The organism is Amycolatopsis sp. NBC_00355, from assembly GCF_036104975.1.
In the GTDB taxonomy this organism is placed as follows: Bacteria; Actinomycetota; Actinomycetes; order Mycobacteriales; family Pseudonocardiaceae; genus Amycolatopsis.
The window spans coordinates 6072890-6097676 of sequence record NZ_CP107982.1; the positions used below are offsets into that span (position 1 = coordinate 6072890).

Annotated in this window: 25 protein-coding genes; 14 read left to right on the plus strand and 11 right to left on the minus strand. The window is 71.4% G+C overall.

Translation table 11 applies throughout. From position 1 onward, the window contains the following. Nucleotides 1–5 precede the first annotated feature (5 nt). Complete coding sequence (locus OHS18_RS27245) at nucleotides 6–1223, plus strand: DUF445 domain-containing protein (protein ID WP_328612848.1); 1218 nt, start codon at nucleotides 6–8, stop codon at nucleotides 1221–1223. A gap of 47 nt (nucleotides 1224–1270) precedes the next feature. Here OHS18_RS27245 and OHS18_RS27250 read toward each other — a convergent pair whose 3' ends face one another. The 4 genes from OHS18_RS27250 to OHS18_RS27265 form a co-directional block, all read right to left on the minus strand. Beyond that, entirely contained in the window at nucleotides 1271–1708 is a 438-nt protein-coding gene (locus tag OHS18_RS27250) for a hypothetical protein (RefSeq protein ID WP_328612849.1), read from the minus strand. A 120-nt stretch (nucleotides 1709–1828) separates the two neighbouring features. Further along, nucleotides 1829–2710: a metal ABC transporter permease gene (locus OHS18_RS27255; RefSeq protein WP_328447860.1), complete on the minus strand. Its 882-nt coding sequence runs from the start codon at nucleotides 2708–2710 to the stop codon at nucleotides 1829–1831. Between the two features lie 3 nt (nucleotides 2711–2713). Beyond that, nucleotides 2714–3559, minus strand: a complete 846-nt coding sequence (locus OHS18_RS27260) for a metal ABC transporter ATP-binding protein (protein WP_328447858.1) — start codon at nucleotides 3557–3559, stop codon at nucleotides 2714–2716. A 2-nt stretch (nucleotides 3560–3561) separates the two neighbouring features. Next, nucleotides 3562–4476: a metal ABC transporter solute-binding protein, Zn/Mn family gene (locus OHS18_RS27265; RefSeq protein WP_328612850.1), complete on the minus strand. Its 915-nt coding sequence runs from the start codon at nucleotides 4474–4476 to the stop codon at nucleotides 3562–3564. A gap of 186 nt (nucleotides 4477–4662) precedes the next feature. On the opposite strand from OHS18_RS27265, the gene OHS18_RS27270 reads away from it, so the two are divergent. From OHS18_RS27270 to OHS18_RS27290, 5 genes are all read left to right on the plus strand, one after another. Continuing rightward, nucleotides 4663–5763, plus strand: coding sequence for a LacI family DNA-binding transcriptional regulator (locus OHS18_RS27270; RefSeq protein WP_328447855.1), 1101 nt, complete (start codon nucleotides 4663–4665; stop codon nucleotides 5761–5763). A 112-nt stretch (nucleotides 5764–5875) separates the two neighbouring features. Further along, entirely contained in the window at nucleotides 5876–6367 is a 492-nt protein-coding gene (locus tag OHS18_RS27275) for a beta-class carbonic anhydrase (protein WP_328612851.1), read from the plus strand. A 42-nt stretch (nucleotides 6368–6409) separates the two neighbouring features. Beyond that, the gene (locus tag OHS18_RS27280) at nucleotides 6410–7369 is read left to right on the plus strand and encodes a glycosyltransferase (RefSeq protein ID WP_328612852.1); all 960 of its coding nucleotides are present in this window, start codon (nucleotides 6410–6412) and stop codon (nucleotides 7367–7369) included. A gap of 9 nt (nucleotides 7370–7378) precedes the next feature. Next, on the plus strand, nucleotides 7379–8254 hold the full coding sequence (locus OHS18_RS27285; RefSeq protein ID WP_328612853.1) for an A/G-specific adenine glycosylase: 876 nt from the start codon (nucleotides 7379–7381) through the stop codon (nucleotides 8252–8254). Between the two features lie 91 nt (nucleotides 8255–8345). After that, nucleotides 8346–9308: a peptidoglycan recognition protein family protein gene (locus tag OHS18_RS27290; protein WP_328612854.1), complete on the plus strand. Its 963-nt coding sequence runs from the start codon at nucleotides 8346–8348 to the stop codon at nucleotides 9306–9308. A 61-nt stretch (nucleotides 9309–9369) separates the two neighbouring features. Here OHS18_RS27290 and OHS18_RS27295 read toward each other — a convergent pair whose 3' ends face one another. After that, complete coding sequence (locus tag OHS18_RS27295; protein ID WP_328612855.1) at nucleotides 9370–10116, minus strand: alpha/beta fold hydrolase; 747 nt, start codon at nucleotides 10114–10116, stop codon at nucleotides 9370–9372. 75 nt (nucleotides 10117–10191) lie between these two features. Between OHS18_RS27295 and OHS18_RS27300 the strand changes: the two genes are divergently transcribed. The 3 genes from OHS18_RS27300 to OHS18_RS27310 all read left to right on the plus strand — a co-directional run bounded on the left by OHS18_RS27300 (nucleotide 10192) and on the right by OHS18_RS27310 (nucleotide 12907). Then, nucleotides 10192–11622 carry a M1 family metallopeptidase gene (locus OHS18_RS27300; protein ID WP_328612856.1) on the plus strand — a complete coding sequence of 477 codons (1431 nt, stop codon included), beginning with the start codon at nucleotides 10192–10194 and terminating at the stop codon, nucleotides 11620–11622. A 183-nt stretch (nucleotides 11623–11805) separates the two neighbouring features. Beyond that, a complete protein-coding gene (locus OHS18_RS27305) occupies nucleotides 11806–12117 on the plus strand; it encodes an antibiotic biosynthesis monooxygenase family protein (RefSeq protein WP_328447842.1) in 312 nt (103 codons plus the stop codon). Further along, nucleotides 12110–12907, plus strand: coding sequence for an SIR2 family NAD-dependent protein deacylase (locus OHS18_RS27310; RefSeq protein WP_328612857.1), 798 nt, complete (start codon nucleotides 12110–12112; stop codon nucleotides 12905–12907). The genes OHS18_RS27305 and OHS18_RS27310 overlap by 8 nt, the downstream gene beginning before the upstream one ends. A 30-nt stretch (nucleotides 12908–12937) precedes the next feature. On the opposite strand, the gene OHS18_RS27315 is transcribed toward OHS18_RS27310, so the two are convergent. Further along, a complete protein-coding gene (locus tag OHS18_RS27315; protein WP_328612858.1) occupies nucleotides 12938–13072 on the minus strand; it encodes a hypothetical protein in 135 nt (44 codons plus the stop codon). Between the two features lie 225 nt (nucleotides 13073–13297). Then, the gene (locus tag OHS18_RS27320; RefSeq protein WP_328612859.1) at nucleotides 13298–14257 is read right to left on the minus strand and encodes an endonuclease/exonuclease/phosphatase family protein; all 960 of its coding nucleotides are present in this window, start codon (nucleotides 14255–14257) and stop codon (nucleotides 13298–13300) included. Nucleotides 14258–14428: 171 nt separating this feature from the next. Between OHS18_RS27320 and OHS18_RS27325 the strand changes: the two genes are divergently transcribed. Continuing rightward, a complete protein-coding gene (locus tag OHS18_RS27325; protein ID WP_328612860.1) occupies nucleotides 14429–15409 on the plus strand; it encodes an ATP-binding cassette domain-containing protein in 981 nt (326 codons plus the stop codon). After that, a complete protein-coding gene (locus OHS18_RS27330) occupies nucleotides 15406–16212 on the plus strand; it encodes an ABC transporter permease (RefSeq protein ID WP_328447832.1) in 807 nt (268 codons plus the stop codon). The genes OHS18_RS27325 and OHS18_RS27330 overlap by 4 nt, the downstream gene beginning before the upstream one ends. A 69-nt stretch (nucleotides 16213–16281) precedes the next feature. On the opposite strand, the gene OHS18_RS27335 is transcribed toward OHS18_RS27330, so the two are convergent. After that, entirely contained in the window at nucleotides 16282–19458 is a 3177-nt protein-coding gene (locus tag OHS18_RS27335; RefSeq protein WP_328447830.1) for a BTAD domain-containing putative transcriptional regulator, read from the minus strand. A 165-nt stretch (nucleotides 19459–19623) separates the two neighbouring features. Here OHS18_RS27335 and OHS18_RS27340 point away from each other — a divergent pair, with 165 nt between their 5' ends. From OHS18_RS27340 to OHS18_RS27350, 3 genes are all read left to right on the plus strand, one after another. After that, entirely contained in the window at nucleotides 19624–21054 is a 1431-nt protein-coding gene (locus tag OHS18_RS27340) for a M1 family metallopeptidase (protein WP_328447828.1), read from the plus strand. A 77-nt stretch (nucleotides 21055–21131) separates the two neighbouring features. After that, nucleotides 21132–21770 (plus strand): pyroglutamyl-peptidase I, encoded by a 639-nt coding sequence (gene pcp / locus OHS18_RS27345; RefSeq protein ID WP_328612861.1) that lies wholly within the window; start codon nucleotides 21132–21134, stop codon nucleotides 21768–21770. Then, entirely contained in the window at nucleotides 21767–22213 is a 447-nt protein-coding gene (locus OHS18_RS27350; RefSeq protein WP_328612862.1) for a hypothetical protein, read from the plus strand. The genes pcp and OHS18_RS27350 overlap by 4 nt, the downstream gene beginning before the upstream one ends. A 1-nt stretch (nucleotide 22214) precedes the next feature. On the opposite strand, the gene OHS18_RS27355 is transcribed toward OHS18_RS27350, so the two are convergent. Genes OHS18_RS27355 through OHS18_RS27365 form a run of 3 tightly spaced genes read right to left on the minus strand, consistent with a single transcriptional unit; the run spans nucleotide 22215 to nucleotide 24748 of the window. Next, entirely contained in the window at nucleotides 22215–23951 is a 1737-nt protein-coding gene (locus OHS18_RS27355) for an Hsp70 family protein (protein WP_328612863.1), read from the minus strand. 56 nt (nucleotides 23952–24007) lie between these two features. Further along, the gene (locus OHS18_RS27360; protein WP_328612864.1) at nucleotides 24008–24379 is read right to left on the minus strand and encodes a helix-turn-helix domain-containing protein; all 372 of its coding nucleotides are present in this window, start codon (nucleotides 24377–24379) and stop codon (nucleotides 24008–24010) included. A gap of 3 nt (nucleotides 24380–24382) precedes the next feature. Continuing rightward, complete coding sequence (locus OHS18_RS27365) at nucleotides 24383–24748, minus strand: type II toxin-antitoxin system RelE/ParE family toxin (protein WP_328612865.1); 366 nt, start codon at nucleotides 24746–24748, stop codon at nucleotides 24383–24385. Nucleotides 24749–24787 lie beyond the last annotated feature (39 nt).

Consider the following 24787-nt stretch of genomic DNA (forward strand, 5'->3'; position numbering starts at 1 on the left):
GTCGGATGGACGCTGTCCTGGCCGACTTCGCCGCGCATTGGCCGCTGTACACGGCGATGCCGTTCATCGCGGCGCTGATCGGGTACGTCACCAAGCGCGTCGCCATCGAGATGATGTTCCGGCCGGTGGAGTTCCTCGGGATCCCGCCGCTGCTCGGCTGGCAGGGGGTCGTCCCCAAGCACGGCGGGCGGATGGCGGCGGTCGCCACCGAACTGCTGACGGCGAACCTCCTCGACCTGCGCGAGGTCTTCGGCCGGATCGACCCGGTGATCATCACGCACGAGCTGGAGCAGCCGCTGCTGCGCGCGGTCGACCACATCGCGCGCGAGGTGCTCGCCGAGCACCACCCGCGGCTGTGGGAGGTCATGCCGACGCTGGCGCAGGAGATGCTGATCAAGCAGGTCCAGTCGTCGGCGCCGCGGCTGGTGCGGGAGTTCCTCGACGACGTCCGCGAGAACCTCGACGAAGTGCTCGACGTCCAGCACATGACGGTCCAGCGGCTCACCCGCGACAAGGCGCTGCTGGTGCGGCTGATCCGCGAGACGTCCCGGCCGGAGATGGCGTTCATCGCGCGGATGGGCATCTACTTCGGCTTCGGGCTGGGCCTGGTGCAGACGATCGTCTGGGCGTTCACGCGCGAGCCGTGGGTGCTGCCGGTCTTCGGCGGCGTGATCGGGCTGTGCACGGACTGGCTGGCGATCAAGCTGATCTTCGTCCCGCGCGAGCCGGTCCGCGTCGGGCGGGTGATCTTCCAGGGCAAGTTCCAGCGGCGACGCGCGGAGGTCGCGCGGCAGTACGGCGAGCTGATCGCGAACGAGGTCCTCACCGTCCAGAACCTGCTGGACGCCGTCCTGCGCGGCCCGCGCGCGGATCGCCTGGCGGCGCTGGTCGAGCAGATGGTCTCGTCGGCGGTCGACACCCAGATGTCGGCCTCGGTGCTGACGCTGACGGTGGGTGGCCCCCGGCTGCGCGAGATGAAGCACGCGGCGGCGGTCAAGGCGTTGCAGCACCTGCCGGACACAGCGCGCTACGCCGAGGGCTACCTGACCGAGGCGATGGACGTCGCGAAGATGATCGAGCAGCGGATGCTGGCGTTGACACCGCTGGAGTTCGAGGGCCTGCTGCGGCCCGCGTTCCGGCAGGACGAGTGGAAGCTGATCGCGGTCGGCGGGGTGATCGGCTTCCTGGTCGGGGAGCTGCAGGTCCTGCTGATGCTGGGCTGACGAGCCCGGCGTAGACACATCCTGGGGATCCGGCCGACGGCTTCGGGTCAGGTCCGCTTGCGGCTCGCGATCTCGTCGGAGAGCCGCTGCACCTGGGCGGGGTCCGCGTCCCGGGCAAGGGCGACGTAGTGGTCCATGACGGCCGGCCGGTAACGCACGGGCAACGTCTGTCCCGGGGCGAGTCGGGTGAGCTCGGTGATCGTGAGGTCTTCGTCCGCGATACCGCGGAACGAGACGCCGCCGGCGGTCTCCACGTCGAGCATCAGGACCACGCGTGGATTGCTGTTGACCTCCCGCCAGTCGACGAGAACGCCGAGCGCAAGCGTCCCCGTGCGCAATTCCGCATTGCGCTTCGATGCATCACGGCTCAGGAACGGGTTCGGGGCGACGCCCGGGAAGCCGGGCCCGACGCCGAGCGATTCCCGGCTCAGGTCGGGCCTGAGCTGCGCCATCAGATCGTCGAGCTTCTTCTTCGAACCGAACATCCTGCCCTTCCCTCGCACCGGCGCCGGAATCCCGGCCTGGCGCTTCGCCCTCACGGCGATTGTACGTAGCGGCCATTCCCGACGCCCCGTCCCGATGGGATCGCCGCCTGCGGTCGCGGACTAGGCCACCGGGGTCAGCTCGGCGGCCGAGGTCACCGCTCGCACCCGCGTCCGGCGGTCGCGCTGCCAGGCGATCAGGCGGCACACCACGTAGATCAAGAACGAAATCGCCGTGACGAACGCGCTCACCGGCAGGCCCGGTGCCAGCGACAGCACGATGCCGCCCAGGGCCGCCACCTCGGCGAAGACGATCGACAGCACCGTCGCCTTCCAGGGGGACGCCGTCACGCGCGCCGCGGCGGCCGCGGGCGTCACCATCAGCGCCACCACCAGCAGTGAACCGACCACCTTCACGCTCAGCGCCGTCGAGATGCCGACCAGCAGCGCGAACACCACCGTCAACGTCTTCACCGGGACGCCGCGCGCGATGGCCACGTTGCGGTCCACCGACGCGAACAGCAGTGGCCGGTACACCAGCGCCAGCACCGCCAAGACCACCACCGACGACACCACGAACAACGTCAGGTTCGTCGAGTCGATGGTGATGATCTGGCCGGTCAGGATGCCGAACTTGTTGCCGGAGCGTCCTTTGTAGAACGACAGGAACAGCACGCCCATGCCGAGGCCGAACGAGAGGATCACGCCGATCACCGAGTCCCGGTCGGCGTCCCGCGCTCCCAGGATGCCCAGCAGCAGGGCCGCCACCACCGCGCCGATCAGCGCGCCGTACTCGACGCCGATACCGAGCAGCAGGGCCGCCGCGCCGCCGGTGAAGGCCAGCTCGGACGTGCCGTGCACGGCGAACGACATGCGGCGCATCACGATCAGCGGTCCGAGCACGCCGGCCACCAGGCCGAGGATCGCCGCCGCCAGCAACGCCGTCTGGACGCCGTCGAGCTCGGTGATCAGTTCCCAGGTCTTGCCGAAGTCGAACAGATCCAAGACTCAGCCCACTTGTTCTTCGACGTCGTGTTCGTGGTGGTGCGGCTCCTGCTCGCACAGGGAGCTCTGCGCGCCCGCGATGTGGATCTGGCCGCCGACCTTGAGCACCTCGACCCGCGTGCCGTACAGCTGCGACAGCGTCTCGGTGGTCATCACCTCGTCCGGCTTGCCGATCCGGAAGGACCCGTTGACCAGGTACAACACCCGGTCGACAAACGGCAGCACCGGGTTGATCTCGTGCGTCACGAACAGCACCGCGGTGCCCGACGTCCGCCGCCGCTCGTCGATCAGCTCGCTGATCGCGCGCTGGTGCGCCAGGTCCAGGGACAGCAGCGGCTCGTCGCACAGCAGCACTTCGGGGTCGCCGACCAGGGCCTGCGCCACCCGCAGCCGCTGCTGCTCACCGCCGGACAGTCGGCCGACGGGCTGCTTCGCGTACCGCGTCGCGCCCACCGCTTCGATGGCTTCGGAAACGCGGCGCCGGCGCGCGGCCATGCCGAACAGGCCGGTACCCCAGCGGTGCCCGTCGAGGCCCAGCCCGACCAGGTCGACGCCGCGCAGCGTGAGCGATTCGTCGATCGCGCGCTGCTGCGGGATGTAGCCGACCTTGCGGTTCGCGCCGCCCGGGCGGCCGCCGGCGATCTCGACCGTGCCCGCGGACAGGCCCTGCATGCCGAGCAACGCCTTGAGCAGGCTGCTCTTGCCGGAGCCGTTCGGGCCGAGCACCGCGAGGAACTCCCCGGGCTCGACGACGAGGTCGAGACCCGACCAGAGCGTCCGGGGACCGAACGCGAGACCCGCGCCGCGGACCCGGACCGCGGGGCGTACATCGTCGGAGACGGGAGGCATGCTCAGCTCAACGCTTTCGCGAGTGCATCGACTTCCCCGGTCATCCAGCCAATGTAGTCCGTCACACCCTGGGGCAGCGTCTCGGTCACGTCGACGACGCCGATTCCGGCGGCCTTCGCCTGGCCGACGACGTCCTGGGTCAGCGGCGTCACCGTCTGCGCGTTGTTGATCAGCGCCTTGACCTGCTTGGTGGCGATGAGCTGCTTGTACTCATTCACCGCGCCCGCCGGGACGTCGGTGTCGTTCTCCACCGCGTCGGAAAACGCCTTGGGTGTCGCGTCCGTCAGCTTCGCGCTCCGTAGCAGGTAGTGCGCGACCGGCTCGGTGACGACGACCTTCGTCCCCGGGTGCGCCGCGCCCAGCTCACCGAGGCGCTTCTCCAGCGCGTCGACCTTCGCCTTGAACGCGGTCGCGTTGTCGGTGAAGAGCTGCTTCGACGCCGGCTGCAGCTCGCCGAGCTGCGCGGCGACCTGGTCGGCCACCTTGTCGACGCCGGGCAGGTCGTACCAGACGTGCTCGTTCTCGTCGCCGGTCGCGGCGACGTCGTAGGCGACGACCTTCTTCGCGTCGCCCGCCTGGTCGGTGAGCTTGCCGAAGAACTCGTCGTACCCGCCGCCGTTGGACAGCAGGAGCTGCGCGTCCTTCGCCGCCAGCGCGTCGTCGGCCGTCGTCTCGTAGGAGTGCGGGTCGGCCGACGGGTCGTGGATGACCGACTTGACCTCGACCTTGTCGCCGCCGACCGCGCTGGCCACGCTGCCCCAGACGTCGGTCGAGGCGACCACCTTGAGCTTGCCGTCACCGCCGGATTGACCACCGCCGTCGGCGCCGGACGACCCGCCGCCGGAGCACGCGGCGAGCGCGAAGAGGGACAGGGCCGAAGCGGCGGCGAGCGCGCTCCTGGTGCGGCGGGAACTCATCGGGGACTCCTGCGAGAGATGCACGACTGCTAATGGAAACCGTTGTCAGATTCACTTTACCCCATCCGGATGACACCCTGGCAATCCGATCGGGGCTGGTGTATGCGCCGACGTGCATGCGGATCGAGACATCGACCACGCGGGGTGTCTCTTCAGGAAAACGATCTGAACCGTTACGGTTTGCTGATGGGACGTCCTATTCGCACCCGGAGGCAGGCGACACTGGCGTCGCTCGCGGCGGAGCTCGGTGTGTCCAGGACCACGGTGTCCAACGCCTACAACCGGCCGGACCAGTTGTCCCCGGAACTGCGCCGCCGGGTCCTCGAGACCGCGCGGCGCCTCGGCTACCCCGGACCTGACCCCGTCGCCCGCTCGCTGCGCACCCGCAAGGCCGGCGCCGTCGGGCTGCTGCTGACCGAAAACCTCTCCTACGCCTTCCGCGACCCCGCCGCCGTCGGTGTCCTCGAGGGACTGGCCCTGGCCTGCGAAGACGCCAGTGTCGGCCTCCACCTGGTGCCGGCCAGCCCGGGCCGAGAGGACGTCGCCGCGGTGCACCGTGCGGGTGTCGACGGCTTCGTCGTCTACTCCGTGCCGGACGACGATCCACACCTGGCCGCCGTGCTGGAGCGGCCGGTGCCGACGGTGATCATCGACCAGCCGAGCATCGAGGGGATCGACCGCGTCGGCCCGGACGACGCGGCGGCCGTCGGCAAGATCGCCGAGCACCTGGTCGGCCTCGGCCACCGGCAGGTCGGCGTCATCTGCATGCGGCTGGCCCGCGAGCGCAACGACGACTTCGTCTCCCCGGTGCGCCAGAGCGGCGCGCACTTCCACGTCCAGCGCACCCGGCTCGAAGCGCTCGCCGTGGCGTTCTCCGGTGCCGGCGTCGACTGGGCGGGCGTCCCGGTGGTCGAGCGGTTCGACCACACGGTGGACGACGGCGCGTCGGCCGCCCGGCAGCTGCTCGACGCGTACCCGCAGATCACGGCCGTGATCTGCACCTCCGACATCCTCGCGCTCGGCGCCATGGCCGAGGCCGAACGCCGCGGGCTGCGCGTGCCGCAGGACCTCACCGTCACCGGCTTCGACGGCATCGCCGAAGCCGAGCGGATCGGGCTCACCACCGTGCACCAGCCGGTGCTCGAGAAGGGCAAGGCGGCCGGCCGACTGCTGCTCAGCTCGGGTGAGCGGAGCGCGCCGAAGGTGATCACGTTGCCGACCGAGCTGCGGATCGGCCGGACGTCGGCGCCGCCGCGGACCGTCGAGGAGCCCTGGTTCGGGGGCTGAGCACCACGGATAGTCCGTGACTTTGCTCGTATCCCGTTGCCCGATCGAGCACCGGCCGGTCCAATAGGTGGGGAACGCCCGCGCCGCGGGGCCACTGGCCGGAAGGTGACCGATGACCTCGATCGACGTACTGCTCAAGCGCAACCAGGAACTCGGCGAAGTCACGCCCGGCGACCGCTCGTCGCCGAAGCCGTCGCTCCAGGTGGCCATCCTGACCTGCATGGACGCCCGGATCCGGGTGTTCGAGCTGTTCGGCCTGCTCCAGGGCGAGTCGCACGTCCTGCGCAACGCCGGCGGTGTGGTGACCGACGACATGATCCGCTCGCTGGCCCTGTCGCAGCGCAAGCTCGGCACCCGCGAGGTCCTGATCGTCCAGCACACCGAGTGCGGCCTCTCGATGGTGACCGAAGACGACTTCAAGGACGAGCTCGAGAGCGACACCGGCCTGCGCCCGACCTGGGCGGTCGAGGCGTTCCGCAACGTCGAGAACAGCGTCCGGACGTCGGTGGAGCGCGTGCGCCGCAGCGACTTCCTGCTGCACACCGACAACATCCGCGGCTTCGTCTACGACGTCAAGACCGGGCGGCTTTCCGAGGTCGAGTAGCGTACGCGTTCAGATGCCGTCACCATCTGAGCGGGGAACAGCGTGCGCGTGCTCTTCGCCGGCCTCGCGTCGGCCGGCCACACCTACCCGCTGATCCCGCTCGCGACCGCGGTCCGGGACGCCGGGCACGAGGTGCACTTCGCCGCCGGTGAGCACGTCCACGCGGCCCTGCTCCGGAACGGGCTCCGGCCCTTCCGGCCCGCGGACTCGTTCTACGAGATCTACGCCGAGGACCTCGAACCGGAGCTGGCGCGGGTGCGGCCGGACCTCGTCGTGCACGGCTGGGGCGTGCCCGAGGCGGCCGTCGCCGCGCGGCGCGCCGGGATCCCCGCCCTCTGGCACGGGTTCGGCCGGATGCTCCCCGGCGGAATCGGCTTCGAGCGGCCCGGTGGCGGGGTGCACCTGGACATCTGCCCGCCGTCGTTGCAGGACGAGGACTTCCTCGCGACGGCCGGGCGGATCGCGCTGCGGCCCGTGCCGTACGCCGAACCGGGCGGCTTCGAGCAGCCGTCGCGGCCGCTCGTCTACCTCACGCTCGGCACCGCGTTCGGCACGCCCGAGGTGCTCACCACCGCGATCCGCGGCCTGAGCGCCCTCGACGCGCACATCGTGGTGGCCACCGGCCGGGTGCGCCCCGAGGAGCTCGGCGCCGTGCCGGCCAACGTCACGGTCCGGGCCTGGGTGCCGCAGGCCGACGTGGTGGCGCACGCCGACGCGGTCGTGCACCACGGTGGCAGCGGCACGACGCTCGGCGCGCTCGCCGAGGGCGTGCCGCAGCTGCTCCTGCCCCAGGGCGCCGACCAGTTCGCCAACGCCGAGGCGCTCTGCGCCGCCGGTGCCGCGCTGCGCCTGCTGCCCGGCGAGCTGAGCGCGGACGCCGTCACCGAACAGGTGCGGAAGCTGCCGGCCCACCGCGACGCGGCGCGCGCGATCGCCGCGGAGATCGCCGCCATGCCGTCGCCGGACGAGGTCGCCCGCGAGCTGCCGAAGTACGCGAAGTAGCCTCCCGGCGTGGCTGTGGACGCTGACGTTTTGCTCGACTGGTTCTCCGCGCACGGCCGGGACCTGCCCTGGCGCGAGCCCGAGTGCTCGGCCTGGGGTGTCCTGGTCAGCGAAATCATGCTGCAGCAGACGCCGGTCGCCCGCGTCGAGCCGATCTGGCACGAGTGGATGGCGCGCTGGCCGGTGCCCTCGGCGCTGGCCGCGTCGTCGCAGGGCGAGGTCGTGCGGGCCTGGGGCAAGCTCGGTTATCCGCGTCGCGCGCTGCGACTGCACCAGGCAGCGGGGGTGATCGCGGCCGAGCACGGCGACGTCGTCCCGTCCGATGTGGACACCCTGCTCGCGCTGCCGGGGATCGGCGCCTACACCGCGCGGGCCGTCGCCGCGTTCGCCTACGGGCAGCGCGCGCCGGTCGTCGACACCAACGTGCGGCGGGTCGTCGCGCGGGCGGTGCACGGCGCGGGTGACGCCGGGCCCGCGTCGAACACCCGTGACATGGCCGACGTCGAGGCGCTGCTGCCGGCCGACGACGCGCCGGCCGCTCGCTTTTCGGCCGCGATCATGGAACTGGGCGCGCTGATCTGCACCGCGCGCGCCCCGCGTTGCGCGGACTGCCCGGTGTACGACGAGTGCGCGTGGCAGCACGCCGGCCGGCCGGAGTACGCGGGCCCGGCCAAGCCGGTGCAGAAGTTCGCGGGCACCGACCGGCAGGTGCGCGGGCTGCTGCTCGACGTCCTGCGCGGCACCGAGGGCCCGGTCGAAAAGGCGAAGCTGGACCTTGTCTGGCACGACGGCGGCCAGCGTGATCGTTGCCTGGACTCCCTGCTGGTCGACGGCCTGCTGGAGCAGACCCGCGACGGTCTCTTCGCACTTCCGGGCGAACACTAACGCGCTACAACAAAAGTTGGTCAATAGTTGTCAACGGCGCGATGCGGGGTTACCTTCTGCTGGTTGCATTCCGGCGGAAGGTGTCACGCAAATGGCGGACTTTGACCGCCGTGCCCTGCTGAAAGCGGGATTCACGGCGACCGCGGTCGGAACACTGGGGCTGGCTGGGGTTCGAACGGCGGCAGCGGCGGCCGTGCCCACGCCGACCATCCACGGCACGGCCGAGTGGAAAGCGCGCGCCGCGTCCGGCGCCATCGTGGTCGAGAACCACAAGCCGACGTACATCGTCGTGCACCACACCGTGGATCCGGGGAACGTCACCGACTATTCGCTGGCCCACGCGCTCCAGATCTCGCGGGACATCCAGAACTTCCACATGGACACGCGCGGCTGGATCGACACCGGCCAGCAGTTCACGAACAGCCGCGGCGGGTTCGTCACCGAGGGGCGGCACCGCAGCCTCGAGATCCTGCGCGGCGGCACCCAGCACGTGCAGGGCGCGAACGTCGGCAACCACAACAGCGAGTGCATCGGCATCGAGAACGAAGGCCTGTACAGCACGGTCGACGTCCCGACGGCGCTGTGGAACTCGCTGGTGGGCCTGGTCGCCTACATCGCGCACCAGTACGGCATCACGCCCGAGTTCATCAAGGGCCACCGCGACTTCAACTCGACGGAGTGCTGCGGCCAGGTGCTCTACGACCGGCTGCCGGAGCTGCGGACGGCCGTCGGGCGCGTCCTCGGCGTCTCGGTCGCGCGATCGGACGTCGCGGAGTGGCCCCTGCTGAAGCCGGGTGACACGGGTCGGCGGGTCCTGCTCGCGCAGCAGTTCCTGCGCGATTCGGGCGCCGACGTGCCGACGGACGGCGTCTTCGGAAAGTCCACAAAGGACGCCGTGGCGGCGCTGGCGGCCCGGGCCTCACTGCCGCGCGACACGTGCACGGCGTCGACGGCGGCCGACGAGACGGGCTTCCTCGGCGCGGACGTCTGGCCGCTGATCGTCCCAGCGGACCGCTCCACCGCAGCCTGGAGATCCGACCTCTCCCGCAACTAACCCCCGCTCCCTTCCACCTTCCGGGTGACAAAAACGCATCTTTCCCTAGGAAAGTGGCGCGTTAGCGATTCAAGACGTCGGACAGGAAGGCCTCGACGGCGCCTCGGTAGGTCTCCGGGGCTTCGTCGTGGGGCAAGTGGGCCGAACCGGGGACGACCAGGTGCTTCGCGCCCGGCACCCGCGCGGCGACGGCCGCCTGCTGGCCCGGCGGCATGGCCGTGTGCTCGCCCTCGACCAGCAGCAGCGGGCAGCGGATTCCGTCCACAGTGGACCAGTAGTCGACGCGGCCCCACTCCGCGGCGATGACGTACAGATCCTCCAGGTCGGCGACCAGGTGGAACCCGTCTTCACGCTCCTCGACGCAGTCCGCGAAGTACTCGCCCGCGTCGCCGAAGAACTCGCGGACGTGGTCCGGCGACTTGAACGGCACCGGCCAGCTCTCGAAGTGGCCGCGCCAGGTTTCGACGGTCCGGCCGCGCTGGTCCGGCGCGAAGTCCTCGGACACCACCGCCCGCACCAGCTCGGGGTACCGCGCGGCCGTCGCCCACGCGTGCAGGCCGCCCATCGAGTGACCGATCAGCACCGCCGGGCCGGCGTCGAGGGTGCGCAGCGCCTCGGCGACGTCGTCGGCGAACCGCTCGGTCGTCCACGGCCCGACCCGCGGCGCGCTGCCGTGACCGCGCGCGTCGAGACCGTAAACCGCGCCGTAGGGCCGGAGCCACTCCGCGACCCGCCGCCACGTCCGCGCCCGACCCATCAGACCGTGGAGCAGAACGATCGGCACGCCGCTGCCGCCGAAACAGAGCACGCGGCCACCTAACCACAGATCCGCAGGTGCGGAACGTGACCGAGTGGTCGCGCACGATGACCTAGGCTGGGTCGCATGCGCCGCCGACTCACCGCCCTCGCCCTCTGCAGTGTGGTGATCGCCGCCGCGGCCTGCAGCGGTGACGCCGACCCGGCGCCGCCGCCACCGCCGCCCATGCACCCGGCGCCCGGGGTCGCCGGCGCCGGTGATCCGTACTACCCGGACGACGGCAACGGCGGGTACGACGCCCTGCACTACGACGTCGACGCGAGCTACGACCCGCCGAGCGGCCGGCTCGACGGCGACACGACCGTCACGGCCAAGGCGACCCAGGACCTCAGCCGGTTCGACCTCGACCTGCGCGGACTCGACGTCGCGAGTGTCGAAGTGGACGGCCAGCCGGCGAAGTTCAGCCGGGAAAAGGCCTACGAACTGGTCGTCACCCCGGCGGCGCCGATCCGCGCCGGGACGACGTTCCGCACCCGCGTCCGCTACGGCGGCGACCCGGCGAAGACCCCGCACGGCGGCGGCAGCGAGAACGGCTGGCAGCACTCGGCCGACGGCGGCGCGTTCATGGTCGGCGAGCCGCACTCGGCCGCGTTCTGGTACCCGGTGAACGAGACCCCGCGCGACAAGGCCACCTTCACGCTCACCGCGCACGTCCCGGACGGCTGGACGGTGATTTCGAACGGCCGGGAGCTGCCGCCGGTCCACGCCGGCGGCCGCACCACCACGACGTGGACCGAGTCGAACCCGGTGGCGAGCTACCTGACGACCGTCGCGATCGACAAGTTCGACGTCGACCGCTCGACCCTGCCGGACGGCACCCCGGTCGTCTCCGCGTACGCGCCGGGCGCCGAGGCGCACCGCGCGACCGGTGACCGGCTGCCCGAGGTCCTCACCTTCCTGAGCGGCAAGTTCGGGCCGTACCCGCAGTCCGCGGCCGGCGGGATCTACCTGAACGAGGACATCCACTTCTCGCTGGAGACGCAGACCCGCCCGACGTACGCGAAGTGGGCCGAACTGCTGACGCTGGTGCACGAGAACGCCCACCAGTGGTTCGGCGACTCGGTGTCGGTCGCCGACTGGTCCGACGTCTGCCTGAACGAGTGCTTCGCGTCGTACGCGCAGTGGCTGTGGGGCGAGCGCGAAGGGCAGAACCTCGACGACCGCTACCGCGCGGCGATCGAGCTGACCCGCGGCAGCGCCGACTTCTGGAGCCGCAAGCTGGTCGGCATGGGTGCCGGGCACGAGTTCGAAGGCGTCTACGACAAGGGCATCCTCGCCCTGCACGCGCTGCGCCGGAAGATCGGCGACCCGGCGTTCGACCGCCTCCTGCACGACTGGCCGGCGAAGTACCGCCACGGCAACGCGACCTGGACGGCGTTCGAGAACATGGCGGGCAGCGTCTCCGGCCAGGACCTCCACACCTTCTTCACCGACTGGTTCCACGGGACGTCACTCCCCGCGGACGCCGACCTCTTCCCCGGCTCCCTGCGCAGCTGACCTGGACAGTCGGCTCACGTACCCGAACAGTCGGCTCACGTACCCGAACGGTCGGCTCACGTACCCGGACAGTCGGCTCACGTACCGACCCTCTGGGTACGCGAGCCGACCCTCTGGGTACGTAGGTGTTCGCCGTGGCGCGGATCATCGGGCCGGTGGTGCCGGCGTCAGTAGGGTGGAGCCATGAGTGTCGTGAAGATCAACGCGATCGAGGTTCCCGAAGGGGCCGGCCCCGAGCTGGAGAAGCGGTTCGGCGCGCGGCTGCACGCCGTCGACCAGCAGCCCGGCTTTCTCGGCTTCGAGCTGCTGCGGCCGGTTTCCGGTGAGACACGGTACTTCGTCTACACGAAGTGGGAGACGGAGGAGGCCTACCAGGCCTGGGCGACCGGTGGCGCCGCCGCGGCCGCGCACGCCGGGGAGCGCGCGAAGCCCGTCTCATCCGGGGCCAGCCTGCTGGAGTTCGAGGTCGTCCTCGGCTCGCAGCCGGGTGAGTGACCTCGCCCGCGCCGCGGAACTGCTGGGCGGCGCCGGCGCGCTGCTGATCTGCGCCGGCGCCGGGATGGGTGTCGACTCCGGGCTGCCGGACTTCCGGGGCGGCGAAGGGTTCTGGCGCGCGTACCCGCCGTATGCGCGCCTCGGGCTGCAGTTCGAGGAGATCGCCGACCCGCGCCACTTCGCCGACGATCCCGAGCTGGCCTGGGGTTTCTACGGTCACCGGCTGGACCTGTACCGCAAGACGGTGCCCCACCGCGGGTTCGCCCTGCTGCGCGAACTCCGGCCGGCCGGCGGTGTCCGCGTCTTCACGTCCAATGTGGACGGACAGTTCCAGAAGGCGGGCTTCGAGCACGTCGCCGAGGCGCACGGGTCGATCCACCACCTGCAGTGCCTGGCCGGCTGCACCACCGACATCTGGCCGGCCGACGTCGAAGTCGCGATCGACACCGAGACGATGCGCGCAGGATCGCCGCTGCCGTCGTGCCCGCGCTGCGGCGGCTTGGCGCGCCCCAACATCCTGATGTTCGGCGACTACGAGTGGGTCCCGGACCGCAGCCAGGCCCAGCTGGACGAGCTGACGGCGTGGCGCCGCAACGCGCGCGACCTCGTGGTGGTGGAGCTGGGCGCGGGCCAGGCGGTCCCGACGGTCCGGCGCTACAGCGAACTCGCCAGCGCCGCGACGGGCGCGTTGATCCGGATCAACCCGCGAGAGCCGCAGATCCGCCACAACCGCGGCGTCTCGATCGCGGCCGGCGCGCTGGAGACACTCGAACAGCTCGTGAGTGTTTAGGCCGGTTCTAACCGCCCTGAACACTCACGACTACGGGCGCACCCAGAGGTCGCGGTTGCCGGCGAGCAGCACGCGGCCGTCGGCCAGGGTCGCCGCCGCCGTCACCGGGGAGCCGGAACAGCCCAGGTCATCGCAGTGCCAGGACGTTCCCGCGGAGATCAGCACCGACGAGCAGTACCAGTCGGGTTGCCGCCCAGGCCGGCCAGTTTCGTGAGCGTGCCGTCGGCCTCGCGGCGGCCGAACTCCCTTCCGGACCGGGCGACCCGCTGCCCGGCGCCGGGTCGATCTTCAGCGACGCGCACCCCGCGTCACCGGTCCAGTTGGCGGTGACCTCGTGGTAGCCGTTCAAGCCGACGTCGGACGCCACCCAATCGCCGTCCGGCGGCGCGCTCACGGCAGTTGCACTTCGGCGAAAACCGCGCGGTGGTCACTGCCCGGGACGTCGAACACGCCGTAGTCCCGCACCGCGGCGCGGTTGTCCACCACGACGTGGTCGATGGTCACCACGGGCATGGACGACGGCCACGTCGGCGTCAGGCCCGAGCCGCGCTGCTCGGCCGCGTCGTTGTAACCGCGGGACAGGACCGTGCGGAACGCCGCGTGGTCCAGCGTCGCGTTGAAGTCGCCCGCGAGGATCCGGAGGCCGTGCTCACCCGCCGCGCGGGAGAGGTCCTTCGTCTCGCGCTCCCACTGCGGGGTGTCGACGTCCGGGGAGATCGGGTGCACGGCGACGATCTCCACCACCGCGCCGTCGCCGAGGTCGGCCTGGGCGCCCGGCTGCTTGGCCGCGGAATCACCCGTCAGGTTGACCTCCGTCAGGGGGAAGCGCGACACGATCCCCGAGCCGAACGCGCCGGGCGCGGGGTGCAGGACGCGGTACGGCAACGTCTGGAACAGCCCGGCCGCGGTCAGGCCGTCGACCACCCGGGGCGTCATCTCGACCAGGTTGAGCACGTCGATCCGCTGCGAGCGGACCAGGTCGACGACGGCTTTCGGGTCCGCCTGGCCGTAGAGCAGGTTCGAGGAGAGCACACGCAGGGTCTTGCCGTGCACGTCGCGCTGGTCGCTCGCCGAAACCCGCGGCACCACCAGCACGGCCAGCGCGATCGCCAGCACCAGCGCGACCCCGCCGACCCACCAGCGCCGGCACGCCAGCGCCAAGCCGCCGGACAGCACGCCGTAAACGACCGCGTACGGCGTCAACGACAGCGCGACCAGGAGGTACCAGTCGCCGTCGAAGCCGGCCAGGCGCAGCGCGGCCAGCACCGCCAGCGGCACCACGGGCACCACCAGCAGGGCCGTGACCAGCGGGTTCTTCCGCCGCACCCGCGTCTCTTCCGTTGTCACCATGGTGCCGAGTATGCCGAGGCCGCCGCCGGACGGCCCGGGCGGCGACCACACCTCCACAACATCTCCACCGGGCCTGCCAGGGCCGGACAGCCGCTGCCAGCGCGCTGTGCGCGGCCTGCCAGCAGCGACGTCCACTGTGGTCCTCACAGCGACCAGCGAAGGAGGACGCCCATGTCGCACGCGATCCAGGCCGAAGGTCTGGTCAAGCATTTCGGGGAAACCAAGGCGCTGGACGGGGTGGACCTCGAGGTCCCCTACGGCCAGGTGGTGGGGGTGCTCGGGCCGAACGGCGCGGGCAAGACGACCGCCATCCGGATTCTGGCGACGTTGATGAAACCGGACGCCGGGAGAGCCACGGTCGGGGGCTACGACGTGGTCTCCGACCCGGTCCGGGTGCGCAGCCTGATCGGGCTGACCGGGCAGTACGCGTCGGTCGACGAGGACCTCAACGGCATCGAGAACCTGATGCTCATCGGCCGGCTCTACGGCCTGCCCCGGGCCCAGGCCCGCAAGCGCGCCACCGAGCTGATCGAGCGGTTCGAGCTGACCGGCGCGGCCAAGCGGCCGATCCGGACGTTCTCCGGCGGCATGCGACGCCGGATCGACCTGGCCGCCAGCCTGGTCGGCGGCCCCGAGGTGCTCTACCTCGACGAACCGACCACCGGCCTCGACCCGCACGCCCGCAACGAGGTCTGGGACGTCGTCCGCAACCTCGTCGCCGACGGCGCGACCGTGCTGCTGACCACGCAGTACCTGGAGGAGGCCGACCAGCTCGCCGACAAGATCACCGTGTTCGACCACGGCCGGGTCGTCGCCGACGGCCGGGCCGACGAGCTCAAGCGCCGGGTCGGCGGCCAGACGCTGCAGGTGCGGCCGACCCAGCTGTCCGACATGGACGCCGTCAACCGGATCCTCGGCGACCTCAGCGGCGTCCGGCCCACCCGGGACGACGCGTCCGGGCTGCTCACCGCGCCGGTCAAGGACCCGGTGCTGCTGTCCACCCTGGTCCGCAAGCTCGACGAGGCCGGCATCACCGCGGACGAGCTGGCGCTGCGGCTGCCCAGCCTCGACGAGGTGTTCCTCGCCCTGACCGGGCACGCCGCCGAACAGTCCACCGACGACACCCGCGATCTCGAAGGGAGCCTGGCATGACGACCCTGGCACTCGACCGCCCGGCCCCGCCGCGGCACATCAGCCCCGCCAAGGGCTTCCAGCACGCGCTTTCGCTGGCCTGGCGCGGCGTCCTGAAGATCCGCAAGAACCCGGAGCAGCTGGCCGACGTCACGCTGATGCCGATCATCTTCCTGGTCATGTTCGTCTACCTGTTCGGTGGCGCGCTGTCCGGGTCGACCGACGCGTACCTGCAGATGGTCGTGCCGGGGATCATGGTGATGAACATCCTGCAGGCCTGCCTCACGGTCGGCACGAACCTCAACACCGACATCACCAAGGGCGTGTTCGACCGGTTCCGCAGCATGCCGATCGCCCGGTCGGCCCCCCTGATCGGCGCGGTGCTCGCGGACATCGTGCGGTACGTGGTCTGCCTGACCGTGCTGATGGTCGTCGCGACGATCATGGGCTACCGGATCGCGACCAGCCCCGGCGAATTCATCGTGGCGATCCTGCTCGCGCTGGCGTTCGGGCTGTGCTTCTGCTGGGGCTCGGTGTTCGTCGGCATGATCATGAAGTCGCCGGGCGCGGCGACGGCGCTGATGTTCGTCTTCATCATGCCGCTGACCTTCGGCAGCAACGTGTTCGTCAGCACCGCCACGATGCCGGGCTGGCTGAAGGCGTGGGCGGACATCAGCCCGGTGAGCCTGATGGCCAACGCGCTGCGCGGCCTGATGAACGGCGGCGCGGTCGCCGGCCCGCTGGCCGGGGCCCTGGCCTGGATGGCCGGCGCGGTCATCGTGTTCTTCCCGCTGGCCACCTGGGCCTACCGCCGGCGGGTCTGAGGGCGCGGGTGCACGGGGGTGACCCACGCCGGTAGCTGAAGGGGACGTTCGCGGGGGCGAGCGTCCCCTTCAGCTTTTGACGGCGTCGAGTTCCGCCAGCAGCCAGGCGATCGTGTCCTCTTTGGACGTCGTCCGGGCCTGCTCGTACCGCTCTTCGTATTCCGGCAATGCTTCGCTCAGCGAAGCACGCAGCTCCCGGAGCTCGGGGCTGCCGAGGTCGAGCCGGCCGCGGATGACGGCGGACGCGGCGAGTGCGCGGGCCGCCGCCTCGAACCGGCCCTGCTGCGCCCGGATCAGCGCCAGCAGCTCCACCGTCCCGGCCAGGTCCGGCATGTCGCCCCGCAGGTACGTGGACCGGATCGCCTTGGTCGCAAAGGCTTCCGCCTCTTCGGGGCGCCCGGCGGCCAGGCTCAGGCGCGCTTCGGCCGCGTTGACCCACTCCTCGCCCATCCCGCCGGGGAACTCCGCCTCCCGCGCCAGTGCCCCGACGCGGTCGAGCTGCGTGCGGGCCTCGGCGAGCCGGCCCGTGCGCACCAGCAGTTCCAGCCGGCCGAACATCAGGACGATCTTCTGCTGCGGGTTGGTGATGCCGGCGCCGTAGCGCTCGGCGGCCTCCTGATCGCGCCACGCCCCTTCGAAGTCGCCGGCGCGAGCCCGCTCCACGGCCAGCCGCCACCAGTGCTGGACGGCGTCGTCGTGCGAGCGCAGCTCCATCGACAGCGCCAGCCCCTGCTGGTAGCACTCGATCGCCCGGTCGCTTTCGCCCGCCTGCGAAAGCGCGTACGCCTGGAAGCTCAACGTCATCGCGGTGCCCCAGCGGTCGCCGACCTCGACGAACCCGGCGTGCGCCAGCTCCCGCGCCCGGTCCGCGCCCTCGACGTCCCCCTCGTCGTCGAGCACGAAGCTCTCCACCCAGTGCCCGCCGGCGCGGGTCCACGGGTCCGCGCTCCCCGCCGCGCGCCGCACCTCGCGGAGCGCGATGTCGCGGTCGCCGCCCAGGAAGGCCAGCATCGGCAGGGCCACCGCGAGCCCGGCGTAGCGGTCCATCGCGCCGGTGTCGACGCACTCGTCGACCAGCGGCACGATGTCGGCGTTCTCGCTGCGCATCGGGACGGCGTCCATCAGGTACAGGATCGCCCGGTAGGCCGCGGAGGCGGCCGGGGGCAGCCGGTCGCCGAAGGTGAGCGTCTCGCGGACCAGCCCGCCGACCCGGCTGCCCTGGCCCAGGATGGTCAGGTACCAGAACAACCCGTCCAGCAGGCCGACCGCGTTGTCCACATCGGACATCTCGATCGCGCCGCGCAGGGCCGTGATCATGTTGGCGTTCTCGACCTCGAACCGCTCGATCACGGGCAGCTGGTCACGGGTGCGCAGCACCGGCTCCAGCCGGGCCGACAGCTCCGCGTAGCAGGCCGCCATCGCGCGGCGCGTCGCGTCGAGCTCGCCGGACTCCACCAGCCGCTCGGTGGCGTACGCCCGCAGCGTCTCCAGCATCCGGTACCGCGGCTCGCCGGTCCCGCCGGCCACGACGTCCACAATGGACTTCTCGACCAGGCTGCCGAGCACGTACGGCACGTCGGCCGCGGGCAGCGACGCGTCCGCGCAGACGGCCTCGACCGTCTCCAGCTCGGCCCCGCCGGCGAACACCGAGAGCCGCCGGGCCAGCACCAGCTCGGCGTCGGTCAGCAGGTCCCAGCTCCACTCGACGACCGCGCGCAGCGTCCGCTGGCGCGGCAACGCCGTGCGGCTGCCCGAGGTGAGCAGCCGGAACCGGTCACCGAGGCGGCCGGCGATCTGGGCGACCGTCATCGACCGCAGCCGCGCCGCGGCCAGCTCCAGGGCCAGCGGCATCCCGTCGAGCCGGCGGCAGATCTCCCCGACGTTGTCCACAGTGGACTCGTCGAGCACGAAGTCGGGCCGGACCGCGGCCGCCCGGTCCAGGAACAGCCGGGTCGAGTCCAGCTCGGCGGCCTCGGCGGGCGCGGCGCGTTCCGCGGGCACCGGCAACGGCCCCAGCGGGCAGAGCGCCTCGCCGGTGATCGCCAGCGGCTCCCGGCTGGTGGCCAGGATCCGCAGCCTCGGCACCCGGTGCAGCAGGTCGTCCGCCAGCCGCGCGGCGGCGTCGACGACGTGCTCGCAGTTGTCCAGCACCAGCAGCGTGTCCCCGCCGCCGAGCACCTCGACGGCCTGCTCCAGCGGATCCGCGGCGCGGCGGCGCACCTCGGTCTCGGTGCTGCGCATGTCCCGCACGCCCAGCGCGACCAGCAGCGCACCCGGGACGTCGTCGGCGTCGCGCACGCCGGCCAGCGCGGCGAACCAGACACGCCCGTGCTGGTGCGCCGGGTGCCGGGACGCCGCCTCGGTGGCCAGCCGGGTCTTGCCCGCGCCACCCGGCCCGGTCAGCGTGACCAGCCGGGCGCCGGCGAGCAGCTCGGCCAGCAGCTTGAGCTCGTCGTCCCGCCCGACGAACGTCGTCAGCCGCGTCGGCAGCCGGTCGGCCACCGGCGACGGCGGCGCGAACTCGCCCCGCAACGCGGCCAGCTGGATCTCCTGCAGCTCGGCCGACGGGTCGACGCCGAGCTGGTCGGCCAGCGTGCGGCGCAGGTCGGAGTAGACGGTCAGCGCCTCGGACTGCCGCCCGGCCGCGCAGAGCGCGCGGATCCGCAGGCCGGCGAGCCGTTCGCGCAGCGGGTCGGCGTTGGCCGCGGCGGCCAGGTCGGGCAGGACGGCGGCGTGCTCACCCAGGCGGATGAGCGCGTCGAACCGGTCCTCGGCCGCCTCGGCGCGCAGGTCGGTGAGCCGCCGGGCGGGCGCCTGCGCGAACGGCGCGTCCAGGACGTCGGCGAGCGCGCCGCCCTGCCACAGCGCGAGCGCCTCGGCGAGCAGCTCGGCGGCGTAGGCGTCACGGCCCGCGGCGAGTTCACGGCGGCCGTCGGCGGCGAGCCGTTCGAACCGCTCGGCGTCGACGTCCTCCCGGGCGACGGCGAGCCGGTAGCCGCCGGGACCGGACTCGATCGCCACCGGCAGCGCTTTCCGCAGCCGCGAGACCAGGGACTGGAGGGCGTTCGGCGCGTCGGCGGGCGGCTCCGCGCCCCAGAGGCCGTCGATCAGCGCGTCGGCCGGGACGGCCCGGCCGACGTCCAGCGCCAGCCTGGCCAAGAGCATGCGGAGGCGGGCTCCGCCGATGTCGATCGGGGTGCCGTCGTCTTCCGCCGCCCGCAGCGGGCCCAGCAGCGCAACGCGCATGGACCCAGCTTTCCAGACCTTCCCTGCGGGCCGGGGGCGGACGCCCGAACCGGCACCGACGGAAGTGTTGATTTTCCGGACAAATAAGACTTCGACCCGGCTCGGTACGTGTTCGTGGCGCTACGTTGCGGGTTCACCTCCACCCCAGAACGGACAGGAGTGTTCATGAGGGGCAAGAAACCGGTCGTGCTCGCGGCCGCCCTGCTCACCGGCCTCTGCCTGAGCTCGGGTGTCGCCGCCGGGACCGGCTGGGGCGACGCGAAGCCGGGTAGCGACGGCGCCGGGGACAGTTACTACCCCCAGGACGGCAACGGCGGATACGACGTCGCCGACTACAACCTGAAGGTCACCTACGACCCCGCGTCGCACCAGCTCACCGGGGTGCAGGACATCGCGGCGCGGGCGACGCAGGCCCTCAGCTCGTTCAACCTCGACCTGCGCGGGCTGACCGTCGACACGATCCAGGTCGACGGCCGCGGCGCGACGTTCAGCCGGACCGGCGACCACGAGCTGGTCATCACGCCGTCGCGGTCACTGCGGCGCGGCCAGAACTTCAAGGTCAAGATCGGTTACCACGGCGTGCCCGCGCCCATCGACGACCCGTCGCTGGGCAACAACGGCTGGCAGTACGCCCAGGCGGGCGGCGCGTTCGCCGCCGGCGAGCCGAAGTCGGCGACCACCTGGTACCCGGTCAACGACACCCCGCTCGACAAGGCCACGTTCCACCTCGCGATCACCGTGCCCGACGAGTGGGGCGTGATCGCCAACGGCCGCGAGCGCGGGACGTTCAAGGCGCCCGGCGGCACGACGCACGTCTGGGCCGAGGAAACGCCGATCGTGCCCTACATGACGACGGTCGCGATCGACAAGTGGACCTTCGACCGGCAGAAGCGCAAGGACGGGACGCCGATCGTCAGCGCGTTCGCCCCGGGCGTGCCGGATTCGACGAAGCAGGCCGAGGCGCGGCTGCCGGAGATCCTCGACTTCCTCGAGTCGAAGTTCGGCAAGTACCCGATCGACGCCGCGGGCGGCATCTTCCTCAACGAGCAGATCGGTTTCTCGCTCGAGACGATGAGCCGGCCGATCTACAGCGCGGGCTGGGCCGGCACGGTCCCGACGATCGTCCACGAGAACGCCCACCAGTGGTACGGCGACTCGGTGGCCGTCGACCACTGGCGTGACGTCTGCATGAACGAGTGCTTCGCGTCCTACGCCACCTGGCTCTGGGACGAGGCCAAGGAAGGCGTCGACCTGGACAAGCAGTACGCGAACGACGTCAAGACGGCGTCGGCCGGATTCTGGAACGGCAAGCTGTACGACATGGGCCCCGGCAACGAGTTCACCTACGTGTACTCGAAGGGCCCGGTCATGCTGCACGCGCTGCGGAACTACATCGGGCAGAGCGCGTTCGACCGGGTCCTCAAGACCTGGCCGGCGCTGCACCGGGGCGGCAACGCGAGCATGCAGGACTTCCAGCGGTACACCGAAAGCGTCGCGCACAAGAACCTCAAGGGCTTCTTCGACGCGTGGGTGTACGGCAGCGGCAAGCCCGCCGACCAATACCTCTACCCGGGCGGCCTGAAGCCCGCCGCCTGAGGCCGAAAGTCCGTGAAGGCCTCCTTGAGGGAACTAGAGTCCCTCAAGGAGGCCTTCACGGACTTTGGGGAGGGTGCATGGCCAGGGTGCTGATGACGGGGTTCGCGCCGTTCGGCGGCGAATCGGTGAATCCCTCGTGGCAGGCGGTGTCGCTGCTCGGGGCGCGGCGGGACGACGTCGCCGCGGTCGAGCTGCCGTGCGAGTTCGCGGCGTCACTGCCCGCGCTGCGGCGGGCCATCGAGGAACACCGGCCGGAGCTGGTGGTCTGTGTCGGGCAGGCGGGCGGCCGCACCGAGGTGACGCCGGAGCGTGTCGCGATCAACCTGGTCGACGCCCGCATCCCGGACAACGCGGGCGCGCGGCCGGTGGACGTCCCGGTCGTCGAGGACGGCCCGGCGGCGTACTTCACGACGCTCCCGGTGAAGGCCTGCGTCGCGGCGATCCGTGCGGCGGGCGTGCCGGCGTCGGTGTCCCACACGGCCGGGACGTACGTCTGCAACCAGGTCTTCTACGGCTTGATGCACCTGCTGACGGCGTTTCCGGGCGTGCGCGGCGGTTTTGTGCACGTGCCGTTCAGCCCCGAGCAGGTCGCGGCGTCCGGGAAGGTCGCGCCGTCGCTGAGCGTCGACCGGATCGCCGAAGCGCTGGACGTCCTGGTGGACACGGCGTCGAAGCTCACCGAGGACATCGCCGTCAGTGCGGGCGTGGAGCATTGAGACCCCGGGCGGACCCGCGGGCGGTGCTCGTGGTCGTCCTCGCGGCCCTGGCCGGCGGCGCGGGCACCGGCGCGCTCTGGGTGTGGGCCGGCCACCGTTACGACACCATGTGCGCCGACGCCGTCGAAGGCTTCTGCGCGATGGTCAACCAGAGCGCACTCGGCGTGTTCGCCCTCTGGGCGGCGTTCGGCGGTTCGGCCCTGCTCACCCTGATCGCGCTGATGGTGGCCCGGATCTGGCCGCAGTGGCAGGCCGTGGTGTCCGCGCTCGTCACGCAGGTGCCGCTGCTGGTCGTCTACAACGTGACGGGCGCCCTCGGCGACTACCGGATCCTCCTGCTGGCCGTGGTTTCCGGCCTGCTGCAGGCTCTCTGGCCGTGGCTGGCGGGGATCCGGTTCCTGCCCGGCCGCCGCTCCGTGACGCCGGGCCCACCCGGCCGGTGAGTCAGACCGGTTTGAGGTCGCTCGTGAAGTACGCGACGAGGTCTTCGGTGCGGCGGTCGCGGTCCTTGAAGTCGATCGAGACGTAGAGCCCGGCCGCTTCACGGCCGTCCGCGCCGAACAGCACGACCCCGGCGAGCGTGCCGACCCCGGCGACGTACCGGCCGTGCAGCCCGCCGCCGTCCCAGGTCCCGCGCTGGACGGTGCCCTCGCCCATCTGCAGCTTCGCGCCCGCCTCGACGGCGTCGACGGTCAGGCCCTGGTAGTAGGTGACGGCGCTGCTCTTGCCGAACCCGCCCGGGAAACCGCACGTGACGGCGGTCTGCGCGTGCACGATCCCGGCGACGCTGTCGGACTGCCGGCACGCGGCACGGTCCGGCACCGTCCCCGCGAGCGATCGCAGGCAGGCGGTGAACCCGCCTTGGTCGCGCTGCGCCGTGCTCGTGCAGTCCACTGTGGACTCGGCCGCGGCGTCACCGCGGGCCGTGAGCAGGACCACGGTCACCACGATCGCGATGACGACGAGCACGGCGGCCGCGATGAGCAGTGGTTTCTTCTTGCTGGGCTGAGGTTTCGGCGGCTGCGGCGGCCGGAAGGTCTGCCGCGGCGGCCAGGGTTGCGGGCGCGGTGGCGTCACGGGCGGGCGGACCGGGGCGAACGCGGGCACAGTGAGGTTCGGATCGCTCGTCCCGAGCGGCACGTGGTGCAGCCCGAACGCGACGGCCGTCTCCGGCTGGTCCTGCGTGGTCGGCACGACGCCGAGCTGACGGCCCAGAAGCCCGGCCAGCAACGGCATCCGGCTGGGCCCGCCGACCAGGTAGACGCCGGCGAGCCGCGCGGGGTTCAGGCCCGCTCTGTGGATGGTCGCGGCGAGCAGCTCGACGCTGCGCAGCAGGCTGGGCCGCACGAGCGCCTCGAGCTCGTCCCGGCTGACGAGGACGTCACCGAACGGCTCGGGCATCGGCACCTCGGTCTGCGGGTGCCGGGACAGGCTTTCCTTGGCGTCACGGACATCCTGGAGCAGCGCGCGGCGCAGGCGGCGGTCGGCGGTCGTCTGCGGGCGCAACAGGCGTTGCCACTGCGCCGGATCGGTGTGCGACACCGAGCGGCCGATGTGCCCGAGCAGCGCCTGGTCGATGTCGAGGCTGCCGAGGTCGGGCAGGCCGTCCTCGGCGAGCACCGCGAAGCCCTGCGCGGACATGCCGACGACGGCGCAGTCGAAGGTGCCGGCCCCGAGGTCGTAGACGCCGATCGGCCCGGTACCGCGGTTGCCGAGACTCCCGTAGTGCGCGGCGGCGGCCACCGGTTCGGGGATCAGCCGCACATCGGCGAGCCCGGCTTCGGTGGCGGCGGTCCGCAGGGTTTCCTGCCGCGTCGCCCCCCAGCCGGCGGGATGCGAGATCCGCGTCTGCCCGGGCAGCCGTCCCAGCTGCCGCCCGGCTTCCTCGCCCATCCGCCGCAGAACGGCCGCGAAGGCATCGGTGATCCGGACGGTGGTGCCACCGAGCCGCAGGACACCTTCGTCGATCCGCCGCTTGGGATTCGCCTCGAACCGCCCGGGATCGAGTCGCGCGCCGCGTTCGGCGTCCTGCCCGACGATGAGCTGGCCGTCATCGTTGAGGAAGACGGCGGAGGACATGGTGACCGACCCGTCGACCTCGATGGCCCGCGGCCCCCGGCCGAACGCGGAGAGCACCCCGACCGTGCTGGAAGTCCCGAAGTCGATCGACAGCACGTCCACGCGGATTCCCCTCCCAAGGTCCGCGGGCATCGTCTCATGCGCCCGCGGTGCCTCGATCAGGCGCAGGCGTCGTGCTGGTCGCGCTGGTCCCGCTGGCTCGCGGAAACGGTGACGTCATGGTCGTCGAAGTCGGCGACCACTCGCATCCGCCCGCCCAGGGCAGCGATGTAGCGCGCGAGGGTGTCCAGCTCCATCTGGCCAGGATCACCCCGCTCGAGCTGACTGATCCGCGGCTGGCTCACCCCCATGCGCCGGGCGAGTTCGGTCTGGCTGACACCCGCGTCATCACGCAGTTGCGCCAAGCGAAACCCGAGTACGTACGCCTGGGTGGCCTCACGCGCCGCGACGTGGGCGGCATCGACGTCACGGCCCGCTTCGCGGTCGATCGCGAGCTTGTCAGCCTTGACTTCCCGCCAAGATCGGCTCATCGCTCAGTCCTCCTCTCCGCTTCGCAAGTGCTCCCGGAACCGCTTCTCCGCTATCGGAATGGTGAGGTCGTACCAGCGCTTCCAGTTTCCCGCTTTATCCCCCGCCACCAGGAGCACCGCACAACGTACGGGGTCGAATGCGAACAGGATCCGGATCTCACTGCTTCCCGCCGACGCCGGCCTCAGCTCTTTCAAGTTGTGCAGATCCGCGCCCTTGATCCGGTCGACCAGTGGCCTGCCGAGCCTCGGACCTTCACGAGCGAGCATGTCGATCGCTTCTTCGACCCGATCCGCCGTGACCGGGTCTTCCCGACACAGCTCCACGAACCAGCGATCCACCTCGTCGTGGAGTTCAATCTCCCACTCCATCTCATGACTATAATGCACACCTTATAACACAAGCGCGCC

Excerpts from the sequence above, each read along its gene's own strand:
- OHS18_RS27340 (WP_328447828.1), top strand. The coding sequence starts at position 19,624 with ATGAGGGGCAAGAAACCGGTCGTGCTCGCGGCCGCCCTGCTCACCGGC.
- OHS18_RS27325 (WP_328612860.1), top strand. The coding sequence starts at position 14,429 with ATGTCGCACGCGATCCAGGCCGAAGGTCTGGTCAAGCATTTCGGGGAA.
- OHS18_RS27330 (WP_328447832.1), top strand. The coding sequence starts at position 15,406 with ATGACGACCCTGGCACTCGACCGCCCGGCCCCGCCGCGGCACATCAGC.
- OHS18_RS27300 (WP_328612856.1), top strand. The coding sequence starts at position 10,192 with ATGCGCCGCCGACTCACCGCCCTCGCCCTCTGCAGTGTGGTGATCGCC.
- OHS18_RS27290 (WP_328612854.1), top strand. The coding sequence starts at position 8,346 with ATGGCGGACTTTGACCGCCGTGCCCTGCTGAAAGCGGGATTCACGGCG.
- OHS18_RS27335 (WP_328447830.1), bottom strand. The coding sequence starts at position 19,458 with ATGCGCGTTGCGCTGCTGGGCCCGCTGCGGGCGGCGGAAGACGACGGC.
- OHS18_RS27365 (WP_328612865.1), bottom strand. The coding sequence starts at position 24,748 with ATGGAGTGGGAGATTGAACTCCACGACGAGGTGGATCGCTGGTTCGTG.
- OHS18_RS27250 (WP_328612849.1), bottom strand. The coding sequence starts at position 1,708 with ATGTTCGGTTCGAAGAAGAAGCTCGACGATCTGATGGCGCAGCTCAGG.
- OHS18_RS27305 (WP_328447842.1), top strand. The coding sequence starts at position 11,806 with ATGAGTGTCGTGAAGATCAACGCGATCGAGGTTCCCGAAGGGGCCGGC.
- OHS18_RS27245 (WP_328612848.1), top strand. The coding sequence starts at position 6 with ATGGACGCTGTCCTGGCCGACTTCGCCGCGCATTGGCCGCTGTACACG.
- OHS18_RS27275 (WP_328612851.1), top strand. The coding sequence starts at position 5,876 with ATGACCTCGATCGACGTACTGCTCAAGCGCAACCAGGAACTCGGCGAA.
- OHS18_RS27360 (WP_328612864.1), bottom strand. The coding sequence starts at position 24,379 with ATGAGCCGATCTTGGCGGGAAGTCAAGGCTGACAAGCTCGCGATCGAC.
- OHS18_RS27270 (WP_328447855.1), top strand. The coding sequence starts at position 4,663 with ATGGGACGTCCTATTCGCACCCGGAGGCAGGCGACACTGGCGTCGCTC.
- OHS18_RS27265 (WP_328612850.1), bottom strand. The coding sequence starts at position 4,476 with ATGAGTTCCCGCCGCACCAGGAGCGCGCTCGCCGCCGCTTCGGCCCTG.
- pcp (WP_328612861.1), top strand. The coding sequence starts at position 21,132 with ATGGCCAGGGTGCTGATGACGGGGTTCGCGCCGTTCGGCGGCGAATCG.
- OHS18_RS27320 (WP_328612859.1), bottom strand. The coding sequence starts at position 14,257 with ATGGTGACAACGGAAGAGACGCGGGTGCGGCGGAAGAACCCGCTGGTC.
- OHS18_RS27260 (WP_328447858.1), bottom strand. The coding sequence starts at position 3,559 with ATGCCTCCCGTCTCCGACGATGTACGCCCCGCGGTCCGGGTCCGCGGC.